Consider the following 20,922-nt stretch of genomic DNA (forward strand, 5'->3'; position numbering starts at 1 on the left):
TCGGCTCCGCGAAGGTACGAACACTTTCGTTCACAGTCAACGAAAGTATGCGCTTTCTATCCCGAAGTTGCTTCTAATGGCGCAACAACACCGTGAATTCGGCAACCTGCTGAACTAAGTCCGGCTGTGCGACACGGCCTTGACCCTGCGGTGCAACAAGATCACGCCCACCGTGGTGATCACCGCGCCGATGATCAAATCGTACCGGCCACTGGCTCCGACGAACGCGTCGAGCGCGATGAAGAACCCGATGATCCCGGTGACCACCCACAGCCCGTCCCGCCCATGCGGCTCGGCGATCCAGCGGCGGACCAGGAAGACGCCGATCACCAGTGGTACCAACGTGATCGCGAGTCCAACCGGCCACGGCAGGCCGGTGGACGGGATCGCGTAGACGAGCACGAAATGGAAGCCTGCGCAGAGGAACGCCACCAGGCCGAGCAACCGCGGTCTCGGGCGGTCCGACAGTGGCCCCGGCTCGCGCCGGACGCGGAATGCCAGCACCACAAAGAGAATGCCGATCCCGATGGCCACCAGGATCGGCCCGATCGGCGGGCGGTAGTAGTCCTCGGACGTGATGAACAGGACGGTCAGCATCGCGAGCCCGGCCACGATCAACCAGCGCGGACGCACCCAAGCACGGTCACGGTCCTGCGGAAACAGCCAGGTGGCGATCAGGACCGACGAGCAGACACTGACCGCTGCATGGAAAGCCGTCAGATGTGTGGCGAGGATCAGGTTCGTGTGCCCGACCTCGGCGTACGTGCCGACGCCGGTCGTCCGGGCGTACTCCGGGTCGAACCAGAACCGGTCGACCAGCGCCTCCTCGAACACGCCGTACGCCATGCCGAGCACGATCAGCCCTGGCAGCCCGAGTCCCCACCGGAACGCCACCTCCCGGCAGATCAGCGCTCCGCTGCCGTACAACGCGGAGAACATCGCGAGGTTCCACGGCAACGGCAGGGTCAACGGGGACGTGGCGGTCGACAGCACCTCACCCAGGTACGGCGCAACCAGCAGCAGTGCGACAACAGGACGCCAGGCCATGTCTTGATCGTGCCCATGATCGGCCCGGGCTAACCACCGACTTGGGTACCCGCGGCTCCGACCAAAGTCGGAACTTCACCCGAACAGCTGGTCCAGCCGGTAGTCGAGGAACCCCAGGGCCTCGTCCGGCGTGTACGAGGCGACGAGGATACCCACGGCCAGCCCGCTCGTCAGCGCGATCAGGCTTTCCACCTCGGCCAGCGGATCGGGCGCCTGGACCAGGGGCGTGAGCTGGGGCGCGAGCGCGCGGGGGATGCCGCTGACCACGGCGCGGATCTCCTCGTCGGTCACCGCGTAGAGCATGTACGCGCAGTAGACGATGGACGTCTGCCTTCTGCCCTCGTCGACCGGGAGCATGCCGGCCATGGCCGCCCGCAGGATCGCGCGGGGATCACCGGTCTCTTTGGCGGCGTCGATCTCCTTGGTCATCTGCGCGACGGCGACCTTGATGATCTCGTCCAGGCTGTAGCGGACCATCTGGTCCTTGGTGCTGAAGTAGTACTGCACCAGGTTCATCGAGATGCCAGCCTCGGCCGCGACCCGGCGCAGGGTCACGGCTTTGAGGCCGTCCTCGGTGGCGATCCGCCACAGCGCGTGGGTGATCTCGCGACGGCGTTGTTCATGATCCACACGCTTTGGCACGGGCCAACTCTGCCACACTCTGCTCACTTTGGGTTATAGTGCAACTGCACGATAAAACGGATGGGGGACTCCGATGACGATCAGCCGTTTTGCCAGCGAGCAGGCCCGGCAGCGCTACGAGCAGGTGTATGACTCCCTGCTGGACTGGCCACTGCCCTACGAGGACCTGACGGTCGAGACCTCGTTCGGGCCGACGTACGTGCGGCGCAGCGGGTCCGGCAAGCCGCTCGTGCTGCTGCACGGGTTCGCCGTCACTTCCCTGATGTGGCAACGGCATGTGGCCGAGCTCGGCCGTGATCACGAGGTGTTCGCGGTGGACTCGATCGGGGAGGCGGGCCGGACCGTGCAGACCGCGCCGATCGAGGACGCGCAGGCGCTGGCCGACTGGCTCGATCAGGTGCTGGCCGGGCTGGGCCTGGACAACGCGCATCTCGTCGGCCTGTCGCGCGGTGGCTGGCTCGCGCTCAACCAGGCCATTCGCATGCCGTGGCGGCTATCCCGGATCACCGCCCTCGACCCCGCCGGGCTGGCCCCGGCCCGGATACGAGCCGCGCTGTACATCCACGTCGGATTGCTGGTGATGCTGTTGCCCGGTTTCGTGCGGCGGCGGATCAAGCCGGGTTCGACCTTCGGTGCGATCGCCGATCCGATGGTCCGGCGGATTGTGTTCGCCCAGTTGGGGTTCCTGACGAAGGCGTTCATGGTGGGCCAGATCTCCGATGAGCAGCTGCGGTCGATCTCGGTGCCCACCCGGATCGTGCTGGGCGGGCGCAGTCCCATCCACAACGCCGTCAAGGTGCGGGAACGGTTGCGGCGCTTGGGTCTTGACGCCGAGATCGTGGACGCCGCGCACGATCTGGGGCTGATCGAGCTCGGGTTTCCGTGTCCCGCCGGCGGGACGTGATACGTTGGAAATCCGGGCGTTGTGTCCCGGTTTTTCTTTGTGTCAGCCAATTCCCTGGGGTTAGGAATGGTAATGAGTCGTACTTTCCGGCTGTTGTCCGGTGCTGCCCTCGCGACGGCGATGATCGCCGGACCGGGCACCATGTCAGCGGCCGCCGCGGCGTGCACCTGGCGGCCGGCCGCGCTGCCGTTGCCCGCCGGCGGCGTCTCCGGTGTGGCGAGCGCGACCGACAACACCGGGGGTTTCGCCGGTACGGTAAGGCTTTCCGACCGCACCACGCACGTCGTCGCCTGGAAGAACGGCAAGATCACCGACTACGGTCCCTCGTCGTCGCTGCTGTCGGTGTCGGTGTACGACCAGAACCGCGCGGGCACGATCGTCGGCGTGGCCTCGCTGGGCCGCCCCGGTGTTCCGCCCGCCAGCTCGGGTTTCCGCACCAACGCAACGAAAACCGAGAGCCTGCCCACACCGGACGGGGCGACGAGCACCTTCCCGCGCGGCGGCATCAACGACAAGGGCGACATCGTCGGCGGCTACCGCACCACCCGCAACGGCGTGAGCGTGATCATCGGCGTTCGCTGGCGGGGCAACACCGTCACGGAGCTCGCCGGCCTGCCGGTCAGCTCCAACGTCGAGGGCCTCGACGAGGACGGCACCGTCCTGTACACCGCCGCCGACCGCAGCCCTTCCGAGCAGCGGCCGTTCCTGTGGCAGGAGGGCCGGATCACCGCGCTGGCCAAGCCCAGCCAGGCCGGTGACCTGCGCGGGTACGACATCTCGGCCGGTCGCGTGGTCGGCAGCCTGTACTACAAGAACAGCGCGGGCAAGTACGTCGAGGAGGCCATCTTCTGGAACACCGATGGTGTGCCGCGCAAGCTGCCCAACGGCCAGAGCGCCGTGGCGATCAACCGTGACGGCGTGAGCGCGGGCATCGCCACCAACGGCCAGGGCGCGATCTGGCGCCTGGGCGTGCACGAGGCCACCCTCGGCGCGGGCACGGTCGCCAACGCCGTCGGTGACGACGGCTCGGTCGCCGGTTCCCGCAAGGTGAACGGCGAGGACCAGCCCACCGTCTGGCGCTGCAGCTGACCCCCTCGTGAGTGGTTTCGGCTGTCAGAAGGACCGAAACCACTCACGAGCTTATGCTGCGGGGATGACTGGGGATGAGATTGCCCGCGCCGTGCTGGACGCGAACTCGTTCATGACCTTGGCCACCGCGGACGCCTCCGGCACGCCGTGGGCCTCGCCGGTGTGGTTCGCCACCGAGAACCACCGTGACTTCTACTGGGTGTCGGCGCCGACCTCCCGCCACTCCGTCAACCTCGCCGAGCGCCCGGTGTTGTCGATCGTGGTCTTCGACTCGACCGCGACACCCCTGATGGGACAGGCGGTGTACATGATGGCCACCGCCGCTCAGGTGCCCGACCCCGAAATCCACGACGCACTCACCCTGTTCAACCGGGCCTCGGTCCGAAGTGGACTCTCCGAGTTCACCCTCGACAGGGTCACCGGCTCCGCCCGCCTGCGCCTCTACCGCGCCACCGCCACCGAACACTCCATCCTCGACCCCGACGCCACCATCGACACCCGCATCCCCGTCTCGCCGTAGTCACAAACTCCCGTTCGGTGGTACGCGGGGTGGCCGGGGTATCAGGCGGGGCGCCGGGACCGATATCCGGGCCATGCGGATGTGGCTTGTGCTGCTGGTCGCGGTGGCCGGTCTGAGCAGCGGGTTCATCAGTGGCTACACGACGAGGGTGCCCGGCGATGCGCCCGTGTCCGACTGTCCCGCGGGAGATGTCGATTCGGTCGACGCGACCTTCACAGTGTCCACTGCGGACCGGGTCGCGCAGGCGGCCGGAGACATCGAGGTCACGCTGGCGAAGGGGGCGGCGCGGGGAGCCGATTTCGTCGAGATGCCCGAACGCTATGCGGCGTGCTTCGGGCATTCGACCGGGCAGCTCACGACCCGCGCCGTGCAGCGGCAGGACGATGGCACGACCAAGGTCACGCTGGTGGTGTCCAGCGTCCCGTTCATCAACCTCGACCCGGCGGGCGATGATGTCCGCACGGTCCAGACCGGGTTCGAGGACAACCGGATCCGGCTGGGGATCGCACTGTGCGGTCCCGAGGACGGTGCGGATGTGCTGTGCCGCCCGGCAACGAGAACGACCGTCGTTGTGCGGCTGCCGGTGGCCTACGAGCACTTGTCGGCCGTTCCTGCGCCACAGTCGTCCCGGCGCACCGGCGAAGGTCAGGCGGAGATGGTCTCCCTTGAGTGGACATTCGAGAAGCAGCCGCCTGCGACCGTGGTGGTGCGGGCAACGCCGCCCTGGCGCGAGTTCGTCGCGACGTGGGTACGTTCGGGATCGGTGACGCGGTGGGCCTGGGAAGGCAAGCAGCAGATCCGCAACGGTGAACTCGAGCCGTCCTCCTGGTACGTGGAGCTGTACATCGCCTGGTCCGCGGTGGTGGTCAGCGTCATGCTCCTGGTCCTGCTCGCCAGTGCGGCGGTGGTCCTGCGCAGGCTGGCAGGTACCTGGGTGGTCGTCCGTCAACCGCTGGCGTTGCTGTTCGGCATCGCGATGTTCAGTGTGGCCGGGGTCTTCGGTTCGCGACCGGGTGTCGCCGAACTCTGGGCGGTGTTGGCCTGGGCGTTGTTCATCGTGCTGACTCCCGCTGGTTCCCGGTGGGCGGACCGCGCGATGTGGGGCGCGTCCGCCGTGTTGTTCGGCGCCGCGCTGATCCCGGTGGTGACCGGATGGGCTGCGTCCATCCTGCCGGTGTCCGCGCTTGTGATCATCACGGTTCTGGGGATCGTGGCTGTGGCGCGGCAGTTGCAGCCGATCGGCAGCCTGCCCGCCCAACGCGACGGCAGCGGACGGCTGTTCGAGCGGACCGGGCTGACAACGGCGATCCTCGCCTTGCTGTTCGCGCTCCTGTATGTCGTCGGCCGGTCGGCCGGCATGGCAGTGGCGGGTGAGCCGATCGGCACCCTTCGGTTCGTGGCCGAAATGGCCTCGGCGAGCAGGTCCATCGGAGCGTCGGTGACCTTCGCGGCGGCTCTGCTTCTGGCCGGGGTCACGCTGCGGGAACTGACGCCGCACGCGCGTGGCGTGGCGGTGCTGCCTTCCGCGGTCGCGGTCGGCGGACTGGCCTTCCTGTTCGCGCTTGCCGTTCCCGCCCCGGACGCGGTGTTCGTTGGTGTCCTGGCGTTTCCCGGCTGGCTTGTGACGTGGTTGGTGGCCCGCAAGGTCGTGCTGTGGCGCCGACGGTTCTCGGCCGAGCCTGGCACCGGTGAAGCGCCGGTGGAGAGCCTCCGGCGAGCCGTGCGGGCAGCCGCCGGTGAACGTGAGCTGACCGAACTCGACAAGGCGCTGCCCAGCGCCCAGCTCACCCTTGAGGTGGCCGGCAACGCCAGGCAGCGACGGCATGAGTACCGCACCACGATCACGGACTTTCTCCGGCGAGGACACCATGGCTCTTGGTGGGCCAACGGGAAGTCGGCTGCGAGAATGGGGATCTGGCTGTCCACCGTGCCGGTCGGCTTCTTCCTGTGGAACCTCGTTCAGGCGTTGCCGCAGAACCTCGCGTGGAGCTCCGGGCTGCTCGCCATGATCGTGGCGGCGGTCACGGAGATCTTTCGCTGGGTGGTCGCCGCCTTCGTCTTCGGTGCGTTGTACGCCGTTCTGCCGGGCCGGCTCGGGGCCGTCAAAGGCGCGGTCCTCGCCCTGATCTGGCTGGTCGCGGCGCTGACCACCGAAGTCGTCGATGTGTGGCTGGAGGCACCCGCGGATGTGCCGTGGCTCTACCGGTTCCTGCAGCTGTTCGTGTTCCTGGCAGTGCTCGGAACCTGGTACGACCTGAAGACGGTGCACGATGCCGGGGGCAGCTGGCACCGGTTGCGTGAGTTGTCCGGGTTGAGCACCTACACGGAGATGATCACCTACCTGGCGCCGGTGGCTCTCGCCGTCATCGCGCTTGTCCAGCAGGCCGGCACCGGGTCCGGAGCCGACCTCGCGGAGGCCGTGGTCAAGGGCTTCACGTCACTCGTTGGGGGCGGCTGACCGGCGATTCGGGTGATGTCACCAGAATGACCGGCGTAGGCTCGGCGGATCTCAGCGGTGAAGGGGCGATGGTCGTGGGGCGTGTGGTTGTTCCGTTGCCGGACCGGGATTTCGACGTCACGGAGGTGGCGGTGCCGTGGCGGGTGCTCACGGATGCCGGGCATGAGGTGGTGTTCGCGACGCAACGGGGTGGGCAGGCGCCGGAGGCCGATCCGCGGTTGCTGACGGGTGTCCTGTTCGGACAGTTGGGCGCGGAGGAGGAACCCAAGGAGTTCTACCGCAGCATGACCGGGGATCCCGGGTACCGGGCGCCGCTGAGGTGGGCCGAGCTGAAGCCGGCGGATTTTGCCGGGTTGGTGTTGCCGGGTGGGCATGCTCCGGGAATGCGGCAGTATCTCGGGGCCGAGGAGTTGCAGCGGGTTGTCGCGGAGTTCTGGGGGTTGGGGCGGCCGGTGGGGGCGATCTGCCATGGGCCGATCGTGCTGGCGCGGACCCTCGACCCGGCGACCGGAAACAGTGTGCTGAATGGCCGGACGTCGACCTGCCTGCCCAAGTACCTGGAGCGCACGGCGTACTACCTGACCGCGTGGCGGCTTGGCCGGTACTACCGGACATATCCGGCCTACGTTCAGGATGAGGTCACCGCGGCTCTCGGCCCCGCCGGCCGGTTCGTGCGCGGCCCGCGCTCCACCAAGCGCGACACCCGGCAGGACAGCGGCCCGGCGTTCGTCGTGCGCGACGGCAACTACCTTTCCGCGCGGTGGCCTGGGGATGCGTACACCTTCGCCGCCCAGTTCGAAGGCATGCTCGGCGAGAACTGGTAAGTGCGAACGGCATCCGGCCTCGTGATGTTCACCCGATAGGCTGCTTTTCGTGCGATCCTGCGCAAAATCGGGGAAAGGACACCGACCATGCGCAGCCCTGCACGCTGGTTACCCCTGGCCGCCCTGCTCGCCCTGCTGGCCTCGTTAGTCGTCTCGCCCGCCGCCACCGCGGCCACGCCCATAACGGTCGCACAGGCCATCGGGCAGCAAAACGGAAGTTCCGCCACCGTCCGGGGATACGTCGTCGGACAGCCGACCGCGACGAACACCGTTGTGCGGTCGAACTTCCCGAACGACTTCGCGCTGGCCCTCGCCGACACCGCGAGCGAGACCAGCACCAGCCGGATGATCTACGTCCAGATCACCGCGTCGTTCCGGCCCACCTGGGGCCTGCAGACCCATCCCGGCCTGATGGGTACCCAGATCGACGTCACCGGCCCGCTCAACGCCTACTTCTCGCACCCCGGGCTGACCTCGCCGACCGCGTTCGCCCTGGCCGGCGGGACAACGCCACCGCCGCCCGGCGACGACTACTACCGCGACGCCACCGGCAAGACCGGAGCAGCGCTGAAAACCGCCCTGCACCAGATCATCAGCAACAACACCAAACTCACCTACGACCAGGTCTGGGACGCGCTCAAGGCCACCGACCAGGACCCGAACAACTCCGCGAACGTGATCCTGCTCTACAGCGGGCGTTCGCAGAGCAAGTCCAGCAACGGCGGCAACCCCAACGACTGGAACCGCGAGCACGTCTGGGCCAAGTCCCACGGCGACTTCGGCACCGCCACCGGCCCCGGCACCGACCTGCACCACCTCCGGCCCGAGGACGTGTCCGTCAACGAGGCCCGCGGCAACAAGGACTTCGACAACGGCGGTTCCGTGGTGAGCGAATGTTCCGGCTGCCACACCGATTCCGACTCGTTCGAACCCCGCAACGCCGTCAAGGGCGATGTGGCGCGGATGATCTTCTACATGGCGGTCCGCTACGAAGGCGGCGACGGCTTCGCGAACCTGGAGATGAACAACAGCGTCAACAACGGCACCAAGCCGAACATCGGCCGCCAGTCGGTGCTGCTGCAGTGGAACGCCCAGGACCCGCCGGACACCTTCGAAAAACGCCGCAACCAGGTCATCTTCGACACCTACCAGCACAACCGCAACCCGTTCATCGACCACCCCGAATGGGCCGCGGCCATCTGGAACTAGCGGTGCGGCGGTGGTTGCCGCCGAGCGGCAACCACCGCTGTTCTCACAGCAAACGCCAGATGTGGTCGGCGGTCCCGTTGTCGTCGAACTGGACGACCTGCGCGGAGTCGTTGTAGGACATCAGGTCGACGCCGAGCATCTTGCCCGAGTTGTCGTTCTGCAGGCGCCACAGGTTGTCCGTGTCCGGGCGCAGCCGCCAGCGGTGGTCGGCGGTGCCGTTGTCGGTGAACTGGACGGCGCGTGCGGAGTTCGCCGTTGACATCTGGTCGATGCCCAGGACCTTGCCGGAGTTGACATTCCGGATGCGGAAGTAGCCGCCGGCATCCGGCAGGAACTGCCAGTTGTGGTCCGGGGTGCCGTTGTCCGCGAACTGGACCACGTTGGCCGAGTCCGCTGTGGACATCCCGTCGACACCGAGGACCTTGGTGGAGTTCAGGTTCTGGATGCGGACGATCCCGTCCGGGATGATCCGCCACAGATGGTCGGCCGTGCCGTTGTCGTCGAACTGCACTACCCGGGCGGAGGTCGCGCTCGACATCTGGTCCACGCCGAGGACCTTGCCCGAGTTGATGTTCCGCAGCCGGAACCAGCCATCGCCGTTGTCCACCAACTGCCAACGGTGATCGGTCGTGCCGTTGTCGGTGAACTGAACCACCTGGGCCGAGTTCGCGGTCGACATCCCGGCCACGCCAAGGACTTTGCCGGAGTGCTCGCTGCGGACCTTGACCTGGCCGTTGCCCAGGTCCACGATCCGCCACAGGTGGTCGCGCGTGCCGTTGTCGTCGTACTGCACGATCGACGCGGAGTCCGCTGTGGACGCCCCGTCGATGGCGAGGACCTTGCCGCTGTTCTTGTTCTGGATCCGGCACAGAACCCCAGGTGTGCCCCAGCCGGTCGAGCCGCCGGTCTGCGGGAACGCCGTGATCCGCAGCCGGGCCGCGGCCATAGGCACGAGCGTGACCGGCTGGACGGGCGTGGGCACCGACACCGGACCAGGGCTCATGGTGCCGACGACGTTTTCACCGTCGACTGTCCAATCCGGAATCTGCTGCGCCTGGGCGGTGATCTGGATCGGCGCGGTTGCAGGCGTGAAGGGATCGTTCAGGTTGCCGCCGGTGGACACGGTGAACTGCTGCCCGGGTTGTAGGCCATAGTTCCAGGCGGAGCCCGGTTTGACCTCGTACTCCGGCCAGTCCGCGGTGCCCGCGTACCGGTTCCAGCGTTCGTCGATCCGCAGCGAGAACGTCAATGCGCCATAGTCCAACGACACTGCGTTGTTCCGCCAGATCCGGGTCCGTGGGCTCATCGGGAGCCGCAGCCGGACCACGTCTCCGTTCCGCCAGGTGCGGGTGACCGAAGCGTATTTCGGACCGGCCGGGGCGGAGGCTGCACTGCCGTTGATGGTCAGCTGCGGGTTCGCGCACCAGCCGGGAATCCTTACCGTGAACGGGAAAGACTTCGGCTGGGGGAGGATGAACCGGAACGTGATGGTGTCGCTGAACGGATAACTCGTCTCCGCGACGATCCGAGTCGTACCGACCGTGACCGTCGACGGACCGTAGAGCGACGCCACGATGGCACCGTCCGCGGTGGTGTGCCACATTTCCTCGACGTAGTACGGCCAGCCCTGGCCGTAGTTGTGCGGGCAGCACCGGTACTCGCGGATCCCCGGCTTGTACGCCTGCATGGCGAACCCGTTCTGGTACTGCCTGCGGGTCTTGACGAAGTCGTCCAGCTGCACGCTGTTCGCGCTGGTCACGTAGTGCGTCACTTTGCCTTGCGGGTCAAGGCAGGCGGGCAGCAGGTTGAACGCCAGCTCCTCGGTGCGGTCCGCCCACACCGGGTCGCCGGTGATCCGGGTGAGCAGCTCGTGGCTGGCCATGAACTCGACCACGCCGCAGGTTTCGAAGCCCTGGCGGGGATCGCCGAAGCCGGGCCGCGCGTTCTCGTCCCCGGCGAACCCGCCACCCGGGAACTGGCCGTACGAAGCCATGATCATGTCGTAGGTGCGGTAGACCGAGTCGTGGTGCAATGGATCGCCGGACACCAACCAGTACTGTGCCGGTTCGCGGAACCCTTGGGCGAAGTTGACGTTGTGCAGACTCGCGATGTTGCCGGTCCAGTTCGCCGAGTGCTGGTGGATCCGATGGGTGAGGTCGATCAGCGCCTGGTCGCCGGTCCGGCCGTACAACCAGTTGAGCACGTCGAGGGTGTCGCCCCACCGGGTCGCGCCCCAGCCGTCGGCGAACACCGCGTCCGGTTGCTTTGCCACGAAACGGAAGTACCGAGTGAGAGCGCTGTCGATGCGGGCGTCGCCCCGATATTCGGCCCAGGAGCGCAAGGCGTGCAGCATCGGCATGTGCGGCCACAGATCCGCGTGCCCTTCCAACGAACTTCGCTTGTTCGCCGGGCCGAAGTAGCCGTCGGACGCCTGCGTGGCGAGCACGGCGCTGATCCACCGTTCGGTGTCGGCGAGGACCCGGGCATCGCCGGTCACGTATCCGAGGTCGCCGTACCCGCGTAACCAGTACGGCAGTTCCTCCCAGCCGTCGAGCTCCGGGTGGACCCAGCCGGTGGAGTCGAACCTCAGATACGCAGAGACGTCCTGGAACCGGCCATTGAGGCCGTTGAGCTGCTTGTCGAGCTGGTTGGCGAGCCAGCCGGACGGGGTGATCGCGCCGGGTTTGAGCCGCTGGTACGCGGGCGGTCTCGGCGCGGCATGCGCGGTCTGGCTGGTGAGCAGGGTGGCGCCCGCGGCAAGAGCGGTGCTTTTGAGCAGGGCGCGGCGGGACAACGACGGCATTGTCGGCCTCCAGGTGCGGGGAAGGTCCTGGTGCACGCCGATCGTAGCGTGGTTACAACGTTGTGCCAACGTTGTAAATCCGGTTAGCGGTTGGCTAACCCCGCTGCGGAGGCTGATGCCGAGTGGTCGCCAGAGGGGGCGCCCCACCATCAGGGAGGTCGCACATGTACTCACGCACCCGGCTCGCCGCGCTGACCGGCGCGGTCCTGCTCGCCGCCGGTGTCCTGTCCACCAACATCGCCGCGGCGGACGAGCCGCCGGCCGTGGTGGTGTACTGCGCCGGGCTGCCCGCCACGATCGTCGTGGCCGCACCGGGGATGGTCACGTTCGGCTCGGCCAGCCGGGGCAGGTCGGCGCGGGAGTGCGCGGTGATCACGGCCTGGGCGAGCACAGCCGTGTCGGGGAACTCCTGGCAGGCGTGGTCCAGCAACATGTCGATGCGGGGGTCGGCGAAGTCCTCGGCGTGCAGGACCGCCGCCCGGCGGCAGGTCCGGCATCGAACGTCCACAGAGGACGACATGCGCGGTCGCAGGCAGACGGCGGACCAGTTCGGCGAGCAAGGCTGCTCCTGGGGACCCACAAGGGATCTCGTGCACATCGTCGAGGATCAGGCATACCTCGACCGGCGCGAACCGGGCCAAAGCCGACAGAACATCCCGCGCGCACGCCACCGGGTGGTCCAGCGCCGAACCGATGGCCTGGTCCAGGACCGAGGCGTTCTCGTGCGCGGCCTCGCACGTGATCCACACATCGATCCCGCGTGGCGCCAACAGATGCGCGCGAACCGCTTGAGCAACCACGTGGTCTTACCGGCCCAGTGCGCCTACTCCCTAGTCAGATACCCATTCGAGCCCGGCAGGGCCACTGCGGCGCCCACTCTGGCAGGATGGCCGGGTGTTTCAGGGGTTGCGGACGGTTGTGTACCCGGTTGACGATCTCGCGGCGGCGAAGGCGTGGTGGACCCGCGTCCTGGGCATCGAGCCGTACTTCGACGAGCCGTTCTATGTCGGCTACAGCGTGAACGGCTACGAGCTCGCGCTGGACCCCCACGGGTACGCGGAAAGCGGCGCGGGCCCGGTGACGTACTGGGGCGTGGACGACGTCGAAGCGGCGGTCGCGACCCTGCTGGAGGCAGGCGGCCGCGAGCACGCCGACGTCACCGACTACGGCGGCGGCATCCGCACCGCCGTCGTCACGGCCCCGGACGGCACCCTGATCGGCGTCATCGAAAACCCGCACTTCCCGCTAGCCATCGAGTGACTGCTGGTTGACGTTCCAGCCGGAGACGGTCACCACCGGGCGGGAGCCGTGCAGGGCGGAACGGTCGTAGCGCGCGGTGATCGTCTGGGACTCGCCGGGCCACAGCGTGATGTCGTTCTGGCTCCACAGGATCGGGAGTACCTGGTTGTCGCCCGCGAGCGGACGGCCGTCGGATCCACGTCGCACGTCGGCGCGGAGCATGAACCCGACCGTGGGGGTGGTGGACACGTTGCGGATGGTCACGGTGGTCACCAGGCTGTCGCCTTCCTGGTGGGTCCAGGAGCGCGTGCTGATCTGCGCCGGGGCAAGGCTTTGCAGGCCGGTCAGGTCCGCGTAGCCGTTGGGCTGGAACTCCGCGCCGCTGCCTTCGCCGATGGTCCGCGCGAAGTCCACCTGGTCGGCCTTGGTGGACAGCCAGTACACGTTGCGGCTCACCACATTGTTGCCCTGCGTGAGGGTGAGCTTGAGGAAGTACGTCGAGGAGATGCCCGCGGGCACGGCCGGCTTGAGGATCGTCTGAACGTCCTGAGTGGACAGGCTGGGCACGTCGACCCGGTTCGTGGCCTTGACGGTTCCGTTGAGGTCGATGAACTCGACGGTCGCGCGCAGCCCGGACTTCCGTTGCCCGGTCAGGTTCGTCACCTTGATCGAGCCGTCGTCGTAGGCGTACATGATGTGCACCGGCTCGTTCGCCTGCTGCGCGCCGAAGAACACACCGGGCTGGTCGAGGTCGTACCCGTACAGCTCCCACTGCAGCGACGGCCAGGCCTTGTTCATCTGCCAGTAGATCAGGCCCGTGCTCGGGTTGACCGGGTCCTTGGCGTGCCCGAGGTAGGCCTCGAACTGCGCCCGGGTCACCTCGTACCCGCCGGCCTGTGCGATCCGTTGGTAGGAAGCCATGTCCGACCAGTGCCCGTACCGGTTCCACAGTGGAGTGTTGTACCGGCCGAGCTTCCCGACCGAGGTGTAGTCGCTGTAGTTGTTGGTGTGGAAGATGAGCGGGCCGGAGCCCTTGCCGTTGGTCGAGCTGATGTCCCAGACCTGGCCCTGCTCGGCTGGGGTGAGGAACCGGTTCAGCGAGTCCTGGGTCGGGATCGTGTTGCCGGAGCTGGACTCGGTGTCGAAGCCGAACGCGCCGCCCGCGTTGGTGAAGTCCCCGCCCTCGTTCATCTCCGGGCCGTTGTCCCACCAATAGCTTGGTGGCGCGTAGTTGTACGGGCCTTCCTTGGCGCCGGCCGGGCCGAGCTGCGCGGATGCCTTGTACTCGGCGGAGGCGACCTGTGGTGTGGACCAGTCCGCGGCCTTGAACGCGGCCAGGAAGATCGCTTCCTTGGCCGGGTCGGGCTCGTTGTCGCTGCCCTGGAAGAACGTGAACACGCTGGGGTGGTCACGCATCCACGCGGCGACGTTCGCGGCCTGGTTGGCGGCGCTGGCCTTGATGTCGGCGCTCCAGCTCGTGGAGCGCTGCTCCCATTTGTCGCAGCACTGCCAGCCGGGCATCGCCAGGATGCCCATCCGGTCCATCTGCTGGAACATGTCGTCCGGCGGGAAGTTGCCCTCGAACCGGATCGAGTTCAGGCCCATGTTGCGGATGTAGCTCAGCTGGTCGTGCACGTTCCACGCGGAGTAACGCAGGAACAGGTCCTGCGACCAGCCGCCGCCGCGCACCACGAACGGCACGCCGTTGATCAGGTACTGCCGGTACCCGTCCGGGCCGTAAGTCTGGCCTGGCACAACGGGTGTGAGCCGGGAGGTGACGGTCCGGATGCCGAAGTCCTCCTGCTGGCGGTCGGTGACGTCACCGTGCACCGACGCTCGGACATCGAGGTGGTACAAGGGCTGGTCGCCCATCTGGTACGGCCACCAGATCGCGGGATGCCTTGCCTTCACCGGTGTCGCGGACACCGTTTTGGTGGTGTTCGCCGGGATCGTGACCCATTGCCGGACCGGGAGATACGTGCCCGGGCGGGTGATCTCGCCGGTGAGGTCGACGGTCTGGTCGGTGCTGGTGTTGTTGCGCAGGTTGGCTTTGACGGTCAGCTCGGAGCTGCTCAGGTCCGCGGCGTTGTTCTGGATCACGTGCGCGTTGCGGACCGAGACGGCGCCGTCGGACACCAGCTGGGGCGCGAACTGCAGGCCGGTCCAGTTGTCCGGCGACTTCGGGTTCCAGTCGACCATGTCCAGGGTCAGCACGCCGGTGCGGTTGCTGGTGTCGTTGCGGAACACATCCAGCGCGATCGCGTTCGGGCCGGGCTTCAGCAACGGCGTCACGTCGTATTCGAGGCGGGAGTAGGCGCCCTGCAGCTGCGCCTGGTCGGCCACCTTTGTGCCGTTCACCCACAGGTTCGCACGGCCGAGCACGCCGTTCATCACCAGGAACTGGTGCTGCCCCGGGCGGGGCCACAGCCACAGCTGGTCGCGGTACCACCAGTTGACCATGAACTGGCCGGTCGCGACCTTCGACAGGTTGTCGGACTTGAAGATGTCCGGGTAGCGGCCGTTCTCCACCAGGCCGGCCATCAGCGTCTCGGGCCGTGAGATCGGCAGCCACCCGGCGGTGGAGTAGCCGGGCTGGGAGATCGCCGCGCCGTCACTGCCCGCCACCGCCGACGACTGGATCTTCCAGCCGCGCACCAGATCCGGCTGCGTGTCGTGCCCAGCGGACGCGGGGCCGGAGATCAGGCCGATACCGAGGGTCACCGCAGCACCCAACGCCAGCCACCGCTTCATGAGAGCACTCCGTCTCCCGAGCCGCAGAATAAATAGGAAACCTTACAAACAAAACAGGTCTAGTCCTCGTGCCGACTCCAGTCAAGACATCACGGCCTCCTCGCCGTGGCCGCGGTGTCCGGCAAAATACCCGGCATGACCGAATTCGACCCGCACGCGCTGCTCGAGCAGAGCCGTCTCGGTGTGCTCGCGACCATCAAGGCGAACGGCCTTCCGCAGCTGTCCCCGGTGATGCCCTTCTACCACCGGGAGAAAGGCGTGCTCTACGTGTCGATCACCGAGGGGCGGGCGAAGACCGCGAACCTGCGGCGAGATCCGCGGGCGGCACTCGAGGTCACCAGCTCGGATGGCTGGGCATGGGCCACCGCCGAAGGGTCGGTGACCCTCACCGGCCCGGGTACCGACCCGCACGGCCCCGAGGTCGAGGCGCTGGTGGACTACTACCGGGTTGCCGCCGGGGAGCACCCGGACTGGGACGAGTACCGGTCGGTGATGGTGACCGACCGCCGCGTGCTCATGACCATGACCGTCGACCGGGTGTACGGCGCGAAGATCCGCTAGCGCGCGGTAACCAGGTGCTGGGTGGACGGCGATGGGTTGGGTATGGCGCGCAGGGCGCGGGTGGTCACCCGCTACTGCCCAACGCACGCTCACCTTCATCGCTCAGCGCCTGCGCGACAGCGACACCCGCGACCTCGCCTGGTGGACCATCCCGGCGTGGATTCCCCGCAGGCCGCGGTTCGTTCTATCGGTGGCCGCCAACCTGCTGGTCATCATGCTCATTGTCGGGTTGCCGGTCGCGCTGTTCGGTGGCCTGGCCGTCGGCTTGGTCGCCGGGCTGGCGTGGCTGGCGAGCGCGATCGTGCTGGTGCTGATGTCCCCGAGCGGGCGCGGCCGGGCTCCCTGAGCGATCGGCGAGCTGGCGTGGGTCGTCCGGACAACAGCCGAGTCGGACCAGCACAAGAGCGTGGCCGGACCAAGCGACCTGCGGCGGCGCAATATCGTGTCTGGGCTGGTACTCGGGCTGACGTTCGGGTTCGCCGTGGGGATGGCGGCCTGGTACCTCATCACGCTTGACAACGGGTTCCCGGTTGGCGGTCTGACTGGCGCTGAGATCGGCGTGCTGACCGGACTTATCTACCAATTCCGGCACGCCACGCCGCGGGACCGGCTGGCGTCGCCACGCTGACACTGGGCCGTTTGGCCGAATGTGTTTGGTCTTGTTTAGTCAGTTTGGTTCTCGTCTGATTTTCTGGGAGTTGGCAGACTCGGGCGAACGCCTCTCTTCGCCGCCCTGCAGAAAGGGAGAGGGAATTTCCGTGATGCTCAAAAAGATCGGGCTCGTCGCTGCGCTCGTGACGGTTCTCGGCGCGGTTGCCGCGCCGCAGGCCTCGGCGGCCGCGCGGGTCCCCGCCAACACTCTCGCGAAGACCCCGCCGATGGGGTGGAACAGCTGGAACAAGTTCAACTGCGACATCAACGAGGCCAAGATCCGCTCCGCCGCGGACGGCCTGGTGTCGTCCGGGATGCGCGACGCAGGCTACAAGTACGTCAACATCGACGACTGCTGGGCCGAACGCGACCGCGATGCCAGCGGAAACCTGGTGCCGCACAGGACGAAGTTCCCCAACGGCATCAAGCCGATCGCCGACTACGTGCACGGCCTCGGCCTCAAGCTCGGCATCTACTCCAGCGCGGGCGACCGGACCTGCACCGGACCGTCCGGCGTCGGCCCCCAGCCGGGGTCGATCGGGCACGAGCAGCAGGACGCGACCCTGTGGGCGTCCTGGGGCATCGACTACCTCAAGTACGACAACTGCGGAGACCACAAAGGACTCTCGGCGCCGCAACGGTATGAGGCGATGGGCCGGGCGCTGCAGGCCACCGGCCGTGACATCGTCTACAGCATCTGCAACTGGGGCCAGGAAGATCCGTGGCTGTTCGGGTCCACTGTGCGCGGCAACCTGTGGCGCTCCACCGGCGACATCTCGGACAACTGGGGCAGCGTCACCAGCCTGCTCGACCAGCAGAAGGGCCTGGAGCCGTTCGCGCGGCCGGGCGCCTGGAACGACCCGGACATGCTGGAGGTTGGCAACGGCGGTATGACCGACGCCGAGTACCGCTCGCACTTCAGCCTGTGGTCCCTGCTCAACTCGCCGCTGATCGCGGGCAACGACCTGGCCGCGATGAGTTCGGCGACCCGGACGATCCTGACCAACGCCGACATCATCGCGGTGAACCAGGACTTCGGCGGCTCACAAGGCCGTCTGCTGCGTGACTACGGCAATGGCACGCAGATCTGGGGCAAGGCCATGGCTGACGGTTCGGTCGTGGCGGTCCTGTTCAACCGCAACAACTCCACCTCGTCGGTGAGCACGTCCGCGGCCGAGATCGGCCTGGGCGGGTCGAGTTCGTACCACCTCAAGGAGCTGTGGTCCAAGGCGGAGAGCGACACCACCGGCGCGATCAGCGCTTCCGTTGCCGCGCATGGAGTCGCGGTGTACCGGGTGTCCCGTCAAGGAACGACCGCGGCTGCGCCTGCCGCTGGGACCTACCAGGTGAGCGACATGGCTTGGCAGGCCTCTTCCAACGGCTGGGGCCCGGCGGAGCGCAACGTCAGCAATGGTGAGGCAGCGGCTGGCGATGGCAAGACGTTGACCATCGGCGGTACGACCTTTGCCAAGGGCATTGGCGGGCACTCGGATTCGGCCGTGCATGTGTACCTCGGCAAGGCGTGCCAGCTGTTCGAGGCCAAGGTCGGGATCGACGCCGAGGTCGGTGCCCGGGGTGGGGTTCGGTTCCAGGTCTACGGTGACGGGAAGTTGTTGGCGTACACCGATGTCCTGCACGGCGGCGCCGCGGCTGTGCCTGTTGCCGTTGCCACCAAGGGATATCGCGATCTGGAACTGCGGATCACCGACGGCCGGGACGGCCCGGACTACGACCACGCCGACTGGGCCGACGCCAAGGTCACGTGCAGTGCGGCGTCGAACGGGTCGGATGTGAGCGACCGCACTTGGACCTCGTCCACCAACGGCTGGGGTCCGGCCGAACGCGACCAGAGCAACGGTGAAACCGCCGCGCTCGACGGAACTGTGCTGACGGTCGGCGGTGTGCGGTACCCGAAGGGCGTTGGGGCGCATGCAGAGAGCGAGATCGTCGTGCCGGTGAACGGTGCCTGCCATGGGATCGACGCCGTCGTCGGGGTCGATGCCGAAGTGGCCGCGACCTCCAGCGTCACCTTCGAGATCGTGGCAGACGGCGTGAGCGTGTACACCAGCCCGGTGCTGCGAGCCGGGCAGACGGCGACCGTCGGGGTCGGGCTGAGCCGGCCCACTTCGTTGTCGTTGCGCGTGCACGCCACTTCGGACGGCAACAACTACGACCACGGCGACTGGGCGAACCCGCGCCTGAGCTGCGACTGACTATGTTTTGACGCGGATGTTCCTGAACGACACATGATCGGCCGGACTGTGGTTCTGAATGCCGATGTGGCCCGCCAGTGAGCGGGCCGGGTCGGTGTTCGTGAAGTCGTTGATCTTCGTGTCGTTCAGGAACACCTGCAGGTGCTGGCCTTCGACGACCAGCTCGAACGTGTTCCACTCCCCGGGCGGGTGGACCGCACTGTCTCGCTTGGCGACATCCGGGCCCTGGAAGCCATAGATCGCGCCCGTGGTCTTGTCCGGCGCATCGGTGGCGTCGATCTGCACCTCGTAGCCTTTGTCCACAGCGGACACAGGGTCATTGCTCGCCGGAAACCCGATGAACACGCCTGAGTTACTGTCGCCCTCCATCCGCCAGTCGACCTTCAGCGAGTATTTCGCGAACTCCTTGGCCGAGTACCAGAACAACCCCATCCCGCCCGAAGACGCCAGCACCCCATCACCATTCTCGAACCCGCCCGGCCCCGCCTGAGCCCACCCCTCGGTAGACCCGTTGTACAGCACGGTATAGCCATCCCCTTGCGCAGGCTCAGGACCGCTGCACGCCACGACCACAAGCGCGGCCACAACGCTCAGGCTTCTTGGCAGAACCATGGTCGTCGCCTCCACATCTAGGAGTGTTTGCTGCCTGCTCGGGCGGAAAGGGCGGTGACCAGACGGCGGGGGAGCAACCGGCTGAGCGCGATCGCTCCTTTGTAGGCAGCGCCCGGCACGCTGATGGGAACCCCGCGCTGAAAGTCCCGCAGCGCCTCGGTCACCAGTCGTTCGGCAGAAAGCCACATGAACGGCGGAATGCCAGAGGTGTCCATTCCGGACCGTTCGTGGAACTCGGTCCGAACCCATCCGGGGCACAACGCCATCACGTGTACGCCGCTGCCAGATACTTGCTGCCGCACGCTGTCGCTGAAGGTCACCACCCACGCCTTCGACGCGCTGTACGTGCCGCGTGAGAAGAACGCGGCCACCGAAGCGACGTTGATGACCCCGCCCCGGCCGCGGGAGATCATCGGATCGAGCGCGGCCCGGGTGATCCGCAGAACGGCTTCGCAGTGCACCCGCAGCATCGCCACCTCCTCGTCGAGGTCTGACGTAAGGAAGGTACCGCTCTGACCGAACCCGGCGTTGTTGATCACCAGATCCGCACCCGAAGCCGCACGGCGGCAAACCGCTGCGATCCCGTCCTCGGTGGCGAGATCCGCGCTCAGCACCTCCACAGTGGCGCGAGCACCGAGCCGGGTGGCGGTTTCCGCGAGACGCCCGGCGTCCCGCGCGACCAGGACCAGGTCGTGGCTGCCGGAGAGGTGTTCGGCGAACTGCGCGCCGATTCCCGCGGTGGCGCCGGTGATCAAAGCGGTTGGCATGCCTGGAGAGTAGCTCAGTACGACACGCCGACGACCTGGCGGACCGTGGCGGGGTCATTGATCATCCCGATCAGGGCGTGGGCCAGGTCTGCCCGGGAGATGGCGCTGCTGTTGGGCACGTTGTGGCCGATTGTGCGGCGATAGCGCTCTGTCAAAGGTTTGTTGGTCAGGCGGGGTGGCCGGACAATGGTCCAGTCCCCGTCCGAGGCCGAAATGAGGGCCTCCATCCGTTCGAGGTCGGCGTAGACGTCACGTAAGACCGTGCGCAGCAACGGAGTGACGACACGCCTGACCAGAAAGGGCTCGCCATTGGGCGTTGGGTCGACCGGGACTGCGCTGACCGCGATGAACCGAGGACACCCGGCGGTGAGGATCGCGCGGGTGGCGGCCGAGGCGATGCCCGCCGACTTGTTGCCGCTCGCGCCCAGTGCGGAGATCGCCGCATCGTGCCCGGGCAGCACCTCGCCGAGGGCTTGCGGGTCGGTCACGTCCGCCTGAACCACATGCGCGGCGGAACCCTGCAGCTTGGCTGGGGAGCGCACAACGGCGGTGACGTCGTGTCCCAACGACAAAGCCTGGCTCACCACAAGCGCGCCGGTGCGGCCCGTCGCACCGAAGACAATCAGCTTCAT

At 67.3% G+C, this 20,922-nt stretch carries 19 protein-coding genes; 11 read left to right on the forward strand and 8 right to left on the reverse strand.

The window, feature by feature from the left end; all coding sequences use genetic code 11:
• Positions 1-114: 114 nt before the first annotated feature.
• Positions 115-1,047, reverse strand: a complete 933-nt coding sequence (locus tag AB0J95_RS30885; RefSeq protein ID WP_364765562.1) for a hypothetical protein — start codon at positions 1,045-1,047, stop codon at positions 115-117.
• Positions 1,048-1,122: 75 nt separating this feature from the next.
• Complete coding sequence (locus AB0J95_RS30890) at positions 1,123-1,689, reverse strand: TetR family transcriptional regulator C-terminal domain-containing protein (protein WP_364765565.1); 567 nt, start codon at positions 1,687-1,689, stop codon at positions 1,123-1,125.
• 73 nt (positions 1,690-1,762) lie between these two features.
• Here AB0J95_RS30890 and AB0J95_RS30895 point away from each other — a divergent pair, with 73 nt between their 5' ends.
• From AB0J95_RS30895 to AB0J95_RS30920, 6 genes are all read left to right on the forward strand, one after another.
• Positions 1,763-2,593 carry an alpha/beta fold hydrolase gene (locus AB0J95_RS30895; RefSeq protein WP_364765568.1) on the forward strand — a complete coding sequence of 277 codons (831 nt, stop codon included), beginning with the start codon at positions 1,763-1,765 and terminating at the stop codon, positions 2,591-2,593.
• A 72-nt stretch (positions 2,594-2,665) separates the two neighbouring features.
• Entirely contained in the window at positions 2,666-3,682 is a 1,017-nt protein-coding gene (locus AB0J95_RS30900; RefSeq protein ID WP_364765571.1) for a hypothetical protein, read from the forward strand.
• A gap of 64 nt (positions 3,683-3,746) precedes the next feature.
• Complete coding sequence (locus tag AB0J95_RS30905) at positions 3,747-4,202, forward strand: pyridoxamine 5'-phosphate oxidase family protein (protein WP_364765574.1); 456 nt, start codon at positions 3,747-3,749, stop codon at positions 4,200-4,202.
• 73 nt (positions 4,203-4,275) lie between these two features.
• Positions 4,276-6,660, forward strand: a complete 2,385-nt coding sequence (locus AB0J95_RS30910) for a DUF6185 family protein (RefSeq protein ID WP_364765577.1) — start codon at positions 4,276-4,278, stop codon at positions 6,658-6,660.
• 74 nt (positions 6,661-6,734) lie between these two features.
• Positions 6,735-7,484, forward strand: a complete 750-nt coding sequence (locus tag AB0J95_RS30915; protein WP_364765580.1) for a type 1 glutamine amidotransferase domain-containing protein — start codon at positions 6,735-6,737, stop codon at positions 7,482-7,484.
• An 87-nt stretch (positions 7,485-7,571) separates the two neighbouring features.
• Entirely contained in the window at positions 7,572-8,693 is a 1,122-nt protein-coding gene (locus AB0J95_RS30920; RefSeq protein ID WP_364765583.1) for an endonuclease, read from the forward strand.
• Positions 8,694-8,736: 43 nt separating this feature from the next.
• Here AB0J95_RS30920 and AB0J95_RS30925 read toward each other — a convergent pair whose 3' ends face one another.
• Together AB0J95_RS30925 and AB0J95_RS30930 are read right to left on the reverse strand one after the other, a co-directional pair.
• On the reverse strand, positions 8,737-11,496 hold the full coding sequence (locus AB0J95_RS30925) for an RICIN domain-containing protein (RefSeq protein WP_364765586.1): 2,760 nt from the start codon (positions 11,494-11,496) through the stop codon (positions 8,737-8,739).
• A 94-nt stretch (positions 11,497-11,590) separates the two neighbouring features.
• Positions 11,591-12,004 carry a hypothetical protein gene (locus AB0J95_RS30930; RefSeq protein ID WP_364765589.1) on the reverse strand — a complete coding sequence of 138 codons (414 nt, stop codon included), beginning with the start codon at positions 12,002-12,004 and terminating at the stop codon, positions 11,591-11,593.
• A gap of 386 nt (positions 12,005-12,390) precedes the next feature.
• On the opposite strand from AB0J95_RS30930, the gene AB0J95_RS30935 reads away from it, so the two are divergent.
• Positions 12,391-12,756, forward strand: coding sequence for a VOC family protein (locus tag AB0J95_RS30935; RefSeq protein WP_364765595.1), 366 nt, complete (start codon positions 12,391-12,393; stop codon positions 12,754-12,756).
• Here AB0J95_RS30935 and AB0J95_RS30940 read toward each other — a convergent pair.
• The gene (locus tag AB0J95_RS30940; protein WP_364765598.1) at positions 12,742-15,486 is read right to left on the reverse strand and encodes a beta-mannosidase; all 2,745 of its coding nucleotides are present in this window, start codon (positions 15,484-15,486) and stop codon (positions 12,742-12,744) included. The two genes, AB0J95_RS30935 and AB0J95_RS30940, sit on opposite strands and share 15 nt — an antisense overlap.
• A 135-nt stretch (positions 15,487-15,621) precedes the next feature.
• Between AB0J95_RS30940 and AB0J95_RS30945 the strand changes: the two genes are divergently transcribed.
• The 4 genes from AB0J95_RS30945 (at position 15,622) to AB0J95_RS30960 (ending at position 18,911) form a co-directional block, all read left to right on the forward strand.
• Positions 15,622-16,047, forward strand: coding sequence for a PPOX class F420-dependent oxidoreductase (locus AB0J95_RS30945; RefSeq protein WP_364765601.1), 426 nt, complete (start codon positions 15,622-15,624; stop codon positions 16,045-16,047).
• Between the two features lie 31 nt (positions 16,048-16,078).
• Entirely contained in the window at positions 16,079-16,393 is a 315-nt protein-coding gene (locus AB0J95_RS30950; protein WP_364765604.1) for a hypothetical protein, read from the forward strand.
• A 60-nt stretch (positions 16,394-16,453) separates the two neighbouring features.
• Positions 16,454-16,675 carry a hypothetical protein gene (locus AB0J95_RS30955; RefSeq protein WP_364765607.1) on the forward strand — a complete coding sequence of 74 codons (222 nt, stop codon included), beginning with the start codon at positions 16,454-16,456 and terminating at the stop codon, positions 16,673-16,675.
• Between the two features lie 133 nt (positions 16,676-16,808).
• Positions 16,809-18,911 (forward strand): NPCBM/NEW2 domain-containing protein, encoded by a 2,103-nt coding sequence (locus AB0J95_RS30960; protein WP_364765610.1) that lies wholly within the window; start codon positions 16,809-16,811, stop codon positions 18,909-18,911.
• On the opposite strand, the gene AB0J95_RS30965 is transcribed toward AB0J95_RS30960, so the two are convergent.
• The 3 genes from AB0J95_RS30965 to AB0J95_RS30975 are packed head-to-tail and all read right to left on the reverse strand — an operon-like array spanning position 18,912 to position 20,922.
• On the reverse strand, positions 18,912-19,523 hold the full coding sequence (locus AB0J95_RS30965; RefSeq protein ID WP_364765613.1) for a DUF1080 domain-containing protein: 612 nt from the start codon (positions 19,521-19,523) through the stop codon (positions 18,912-18,914).
• A gap of 17 nt (positions 19,524-19,540) precedes the next feature.
• The gene (locus AB0J95_RS30970; protein ID WP_364765616.1) at positions 19,541-20,290 is read right to left on the reverse strand and encodes an SDR family NAD(P)-dependent oxidoreductase; all 750 of its coding nucleotides are present in this window, start codon (positions 20,288-20,290) and stop codon (positions 19,541-19,543) included.
• Positions 20,291-20,304: 14 nt separating this feature from the next.
• On the reverse strand, positions 20,305-20,922 hold the full coding sequence (locus AB0J95_RS30975; RefSeq protein WP_364765619.1) for an NAD(P)H-binding protein: 618 nt from the start codon (positions 20,920-20,922) through the stop codon (positions 20,305-20,307).

Origin of the sequence: Actinocrispum sp. NPDC049592 (assembly GCF_040675465.1) — a bacterium.
Lineage (GTDB): Bacteria > Actinomycetota > Actinomycetes > Mycobacteriales > Pseudonocardiaceae > Kibdelosporangium.

What these genes read in the sequence shown, in the direction of transcription:
- AB0J95_RS30900 (WP_364765571.1), top strand. Translation starts at nt 2,666, where the DNA reads ATGAGTCGTACTTTCCGGCTGTTGTCCGGTGCTGCCCTCGCGACGGCG.
- AB0J95_RS30940 (WP_364765598.1), bottom strand. Translation starts at nt 15,486, where the DNA reads ATGAAGCGGTGGCTGGCGTTGGGTGCTGCGGTGACCCTCGGTATCGGC.
- AB0J95_RS30945 (WP_364765601.1), top strand. Translation starts at nt 15,622, where the DNA reads ATGACCGAATTCGACCCGCACGCGCTGCTCGAGCAGAGCCGTCTCGGT.
- AB0J95_RS30960 (WP_364765610.1), top strand. Translation starts at nt 16,809, where the DNA reads ATGCTCAAAAAGATCGGGCTCGTCGCTGCGCTCGTGACGGTTCTCGGC.
- AB0J95_RS30925 (WP_364765586.1), bottom strand. Translation starts at nt 11,496, where the DNA reads ATGCCGTCGTTGTCCCGCCGCGCCCTGCTCAAAAGCACCGCTCTTGCC.
- AB0J95_RS30885 (WP_364765562.1), bottom strand. Translation starts at nt 1,047, where the DNA reads ATGGCCTGGCGTCCTGTTGTCGCACTGCTGCTGGTTGCGCCGTACCTG.
- AB0J95_RS30970 (WP_364765616.1), bottom strand. Translation starts at nt 20,290, where the DNA reads ATGCCAACCGCTTTGATCACCGGCGCCACCGCGGGAATCGGCGCGCAG.
- AB0J95_RS30910 (WP_364765577.1), top strand. Translation starts at nt 4,276, where the DNA reads ATGCGGATGTGGCTTGTGCTGCTGGTCGCGGTGGCCGGTCTGAGCAGC.
- AB0J95_RS30905 (WP_364765574.1), top strand. Translation starts at nt 3,747, where the DNA reads ATGACTGGGGATGAGATTGCCCGCGCCGTGCTGGACGCGAACTCGTTC.
- AB0J95_RS30920 (WP_364765583.1), top strand. Translation starts at nt 7,572, where the DNA reads ATGCGCAGCCCTGCACGCTGGTTACCCCTGGCCGCCCTGCTCGCCCTG.
- AB0J95_RS30895 (WP_364765568.1), top strand. Translation starts at nt 1,763, where the DNA reads ATGACGATCAGCCGTTTTGCCAGCGAGCAGGCCCGGCAGCGCTACGAG.
- AB0J95_RS30965 (WP_364765613.1), bottom strand. Translation starts at nt 19,523, where the DNA reads ATGGTTCTGCCAAGAAGCCTGAGCGTTGTGGCCGCGCTTGTGGTCGTG.
- AB0J95_RS30975 (WP_364765619.1), bottom strand. Translation starts at nt 20,922, where the DNA reads ATGAAGCTGATTGTCTTCGGTGCGACGGGCCGCACCGGCGCGCTTGTG.
- AB0J95_RS30950 (WP_364765604.1), top strand. Translation starts at nt 16,079, where the DNA reads ATGGGTTGGGTATGGCGCGCAGGGCGCGGGTGGTCACCCGCTACTGCC.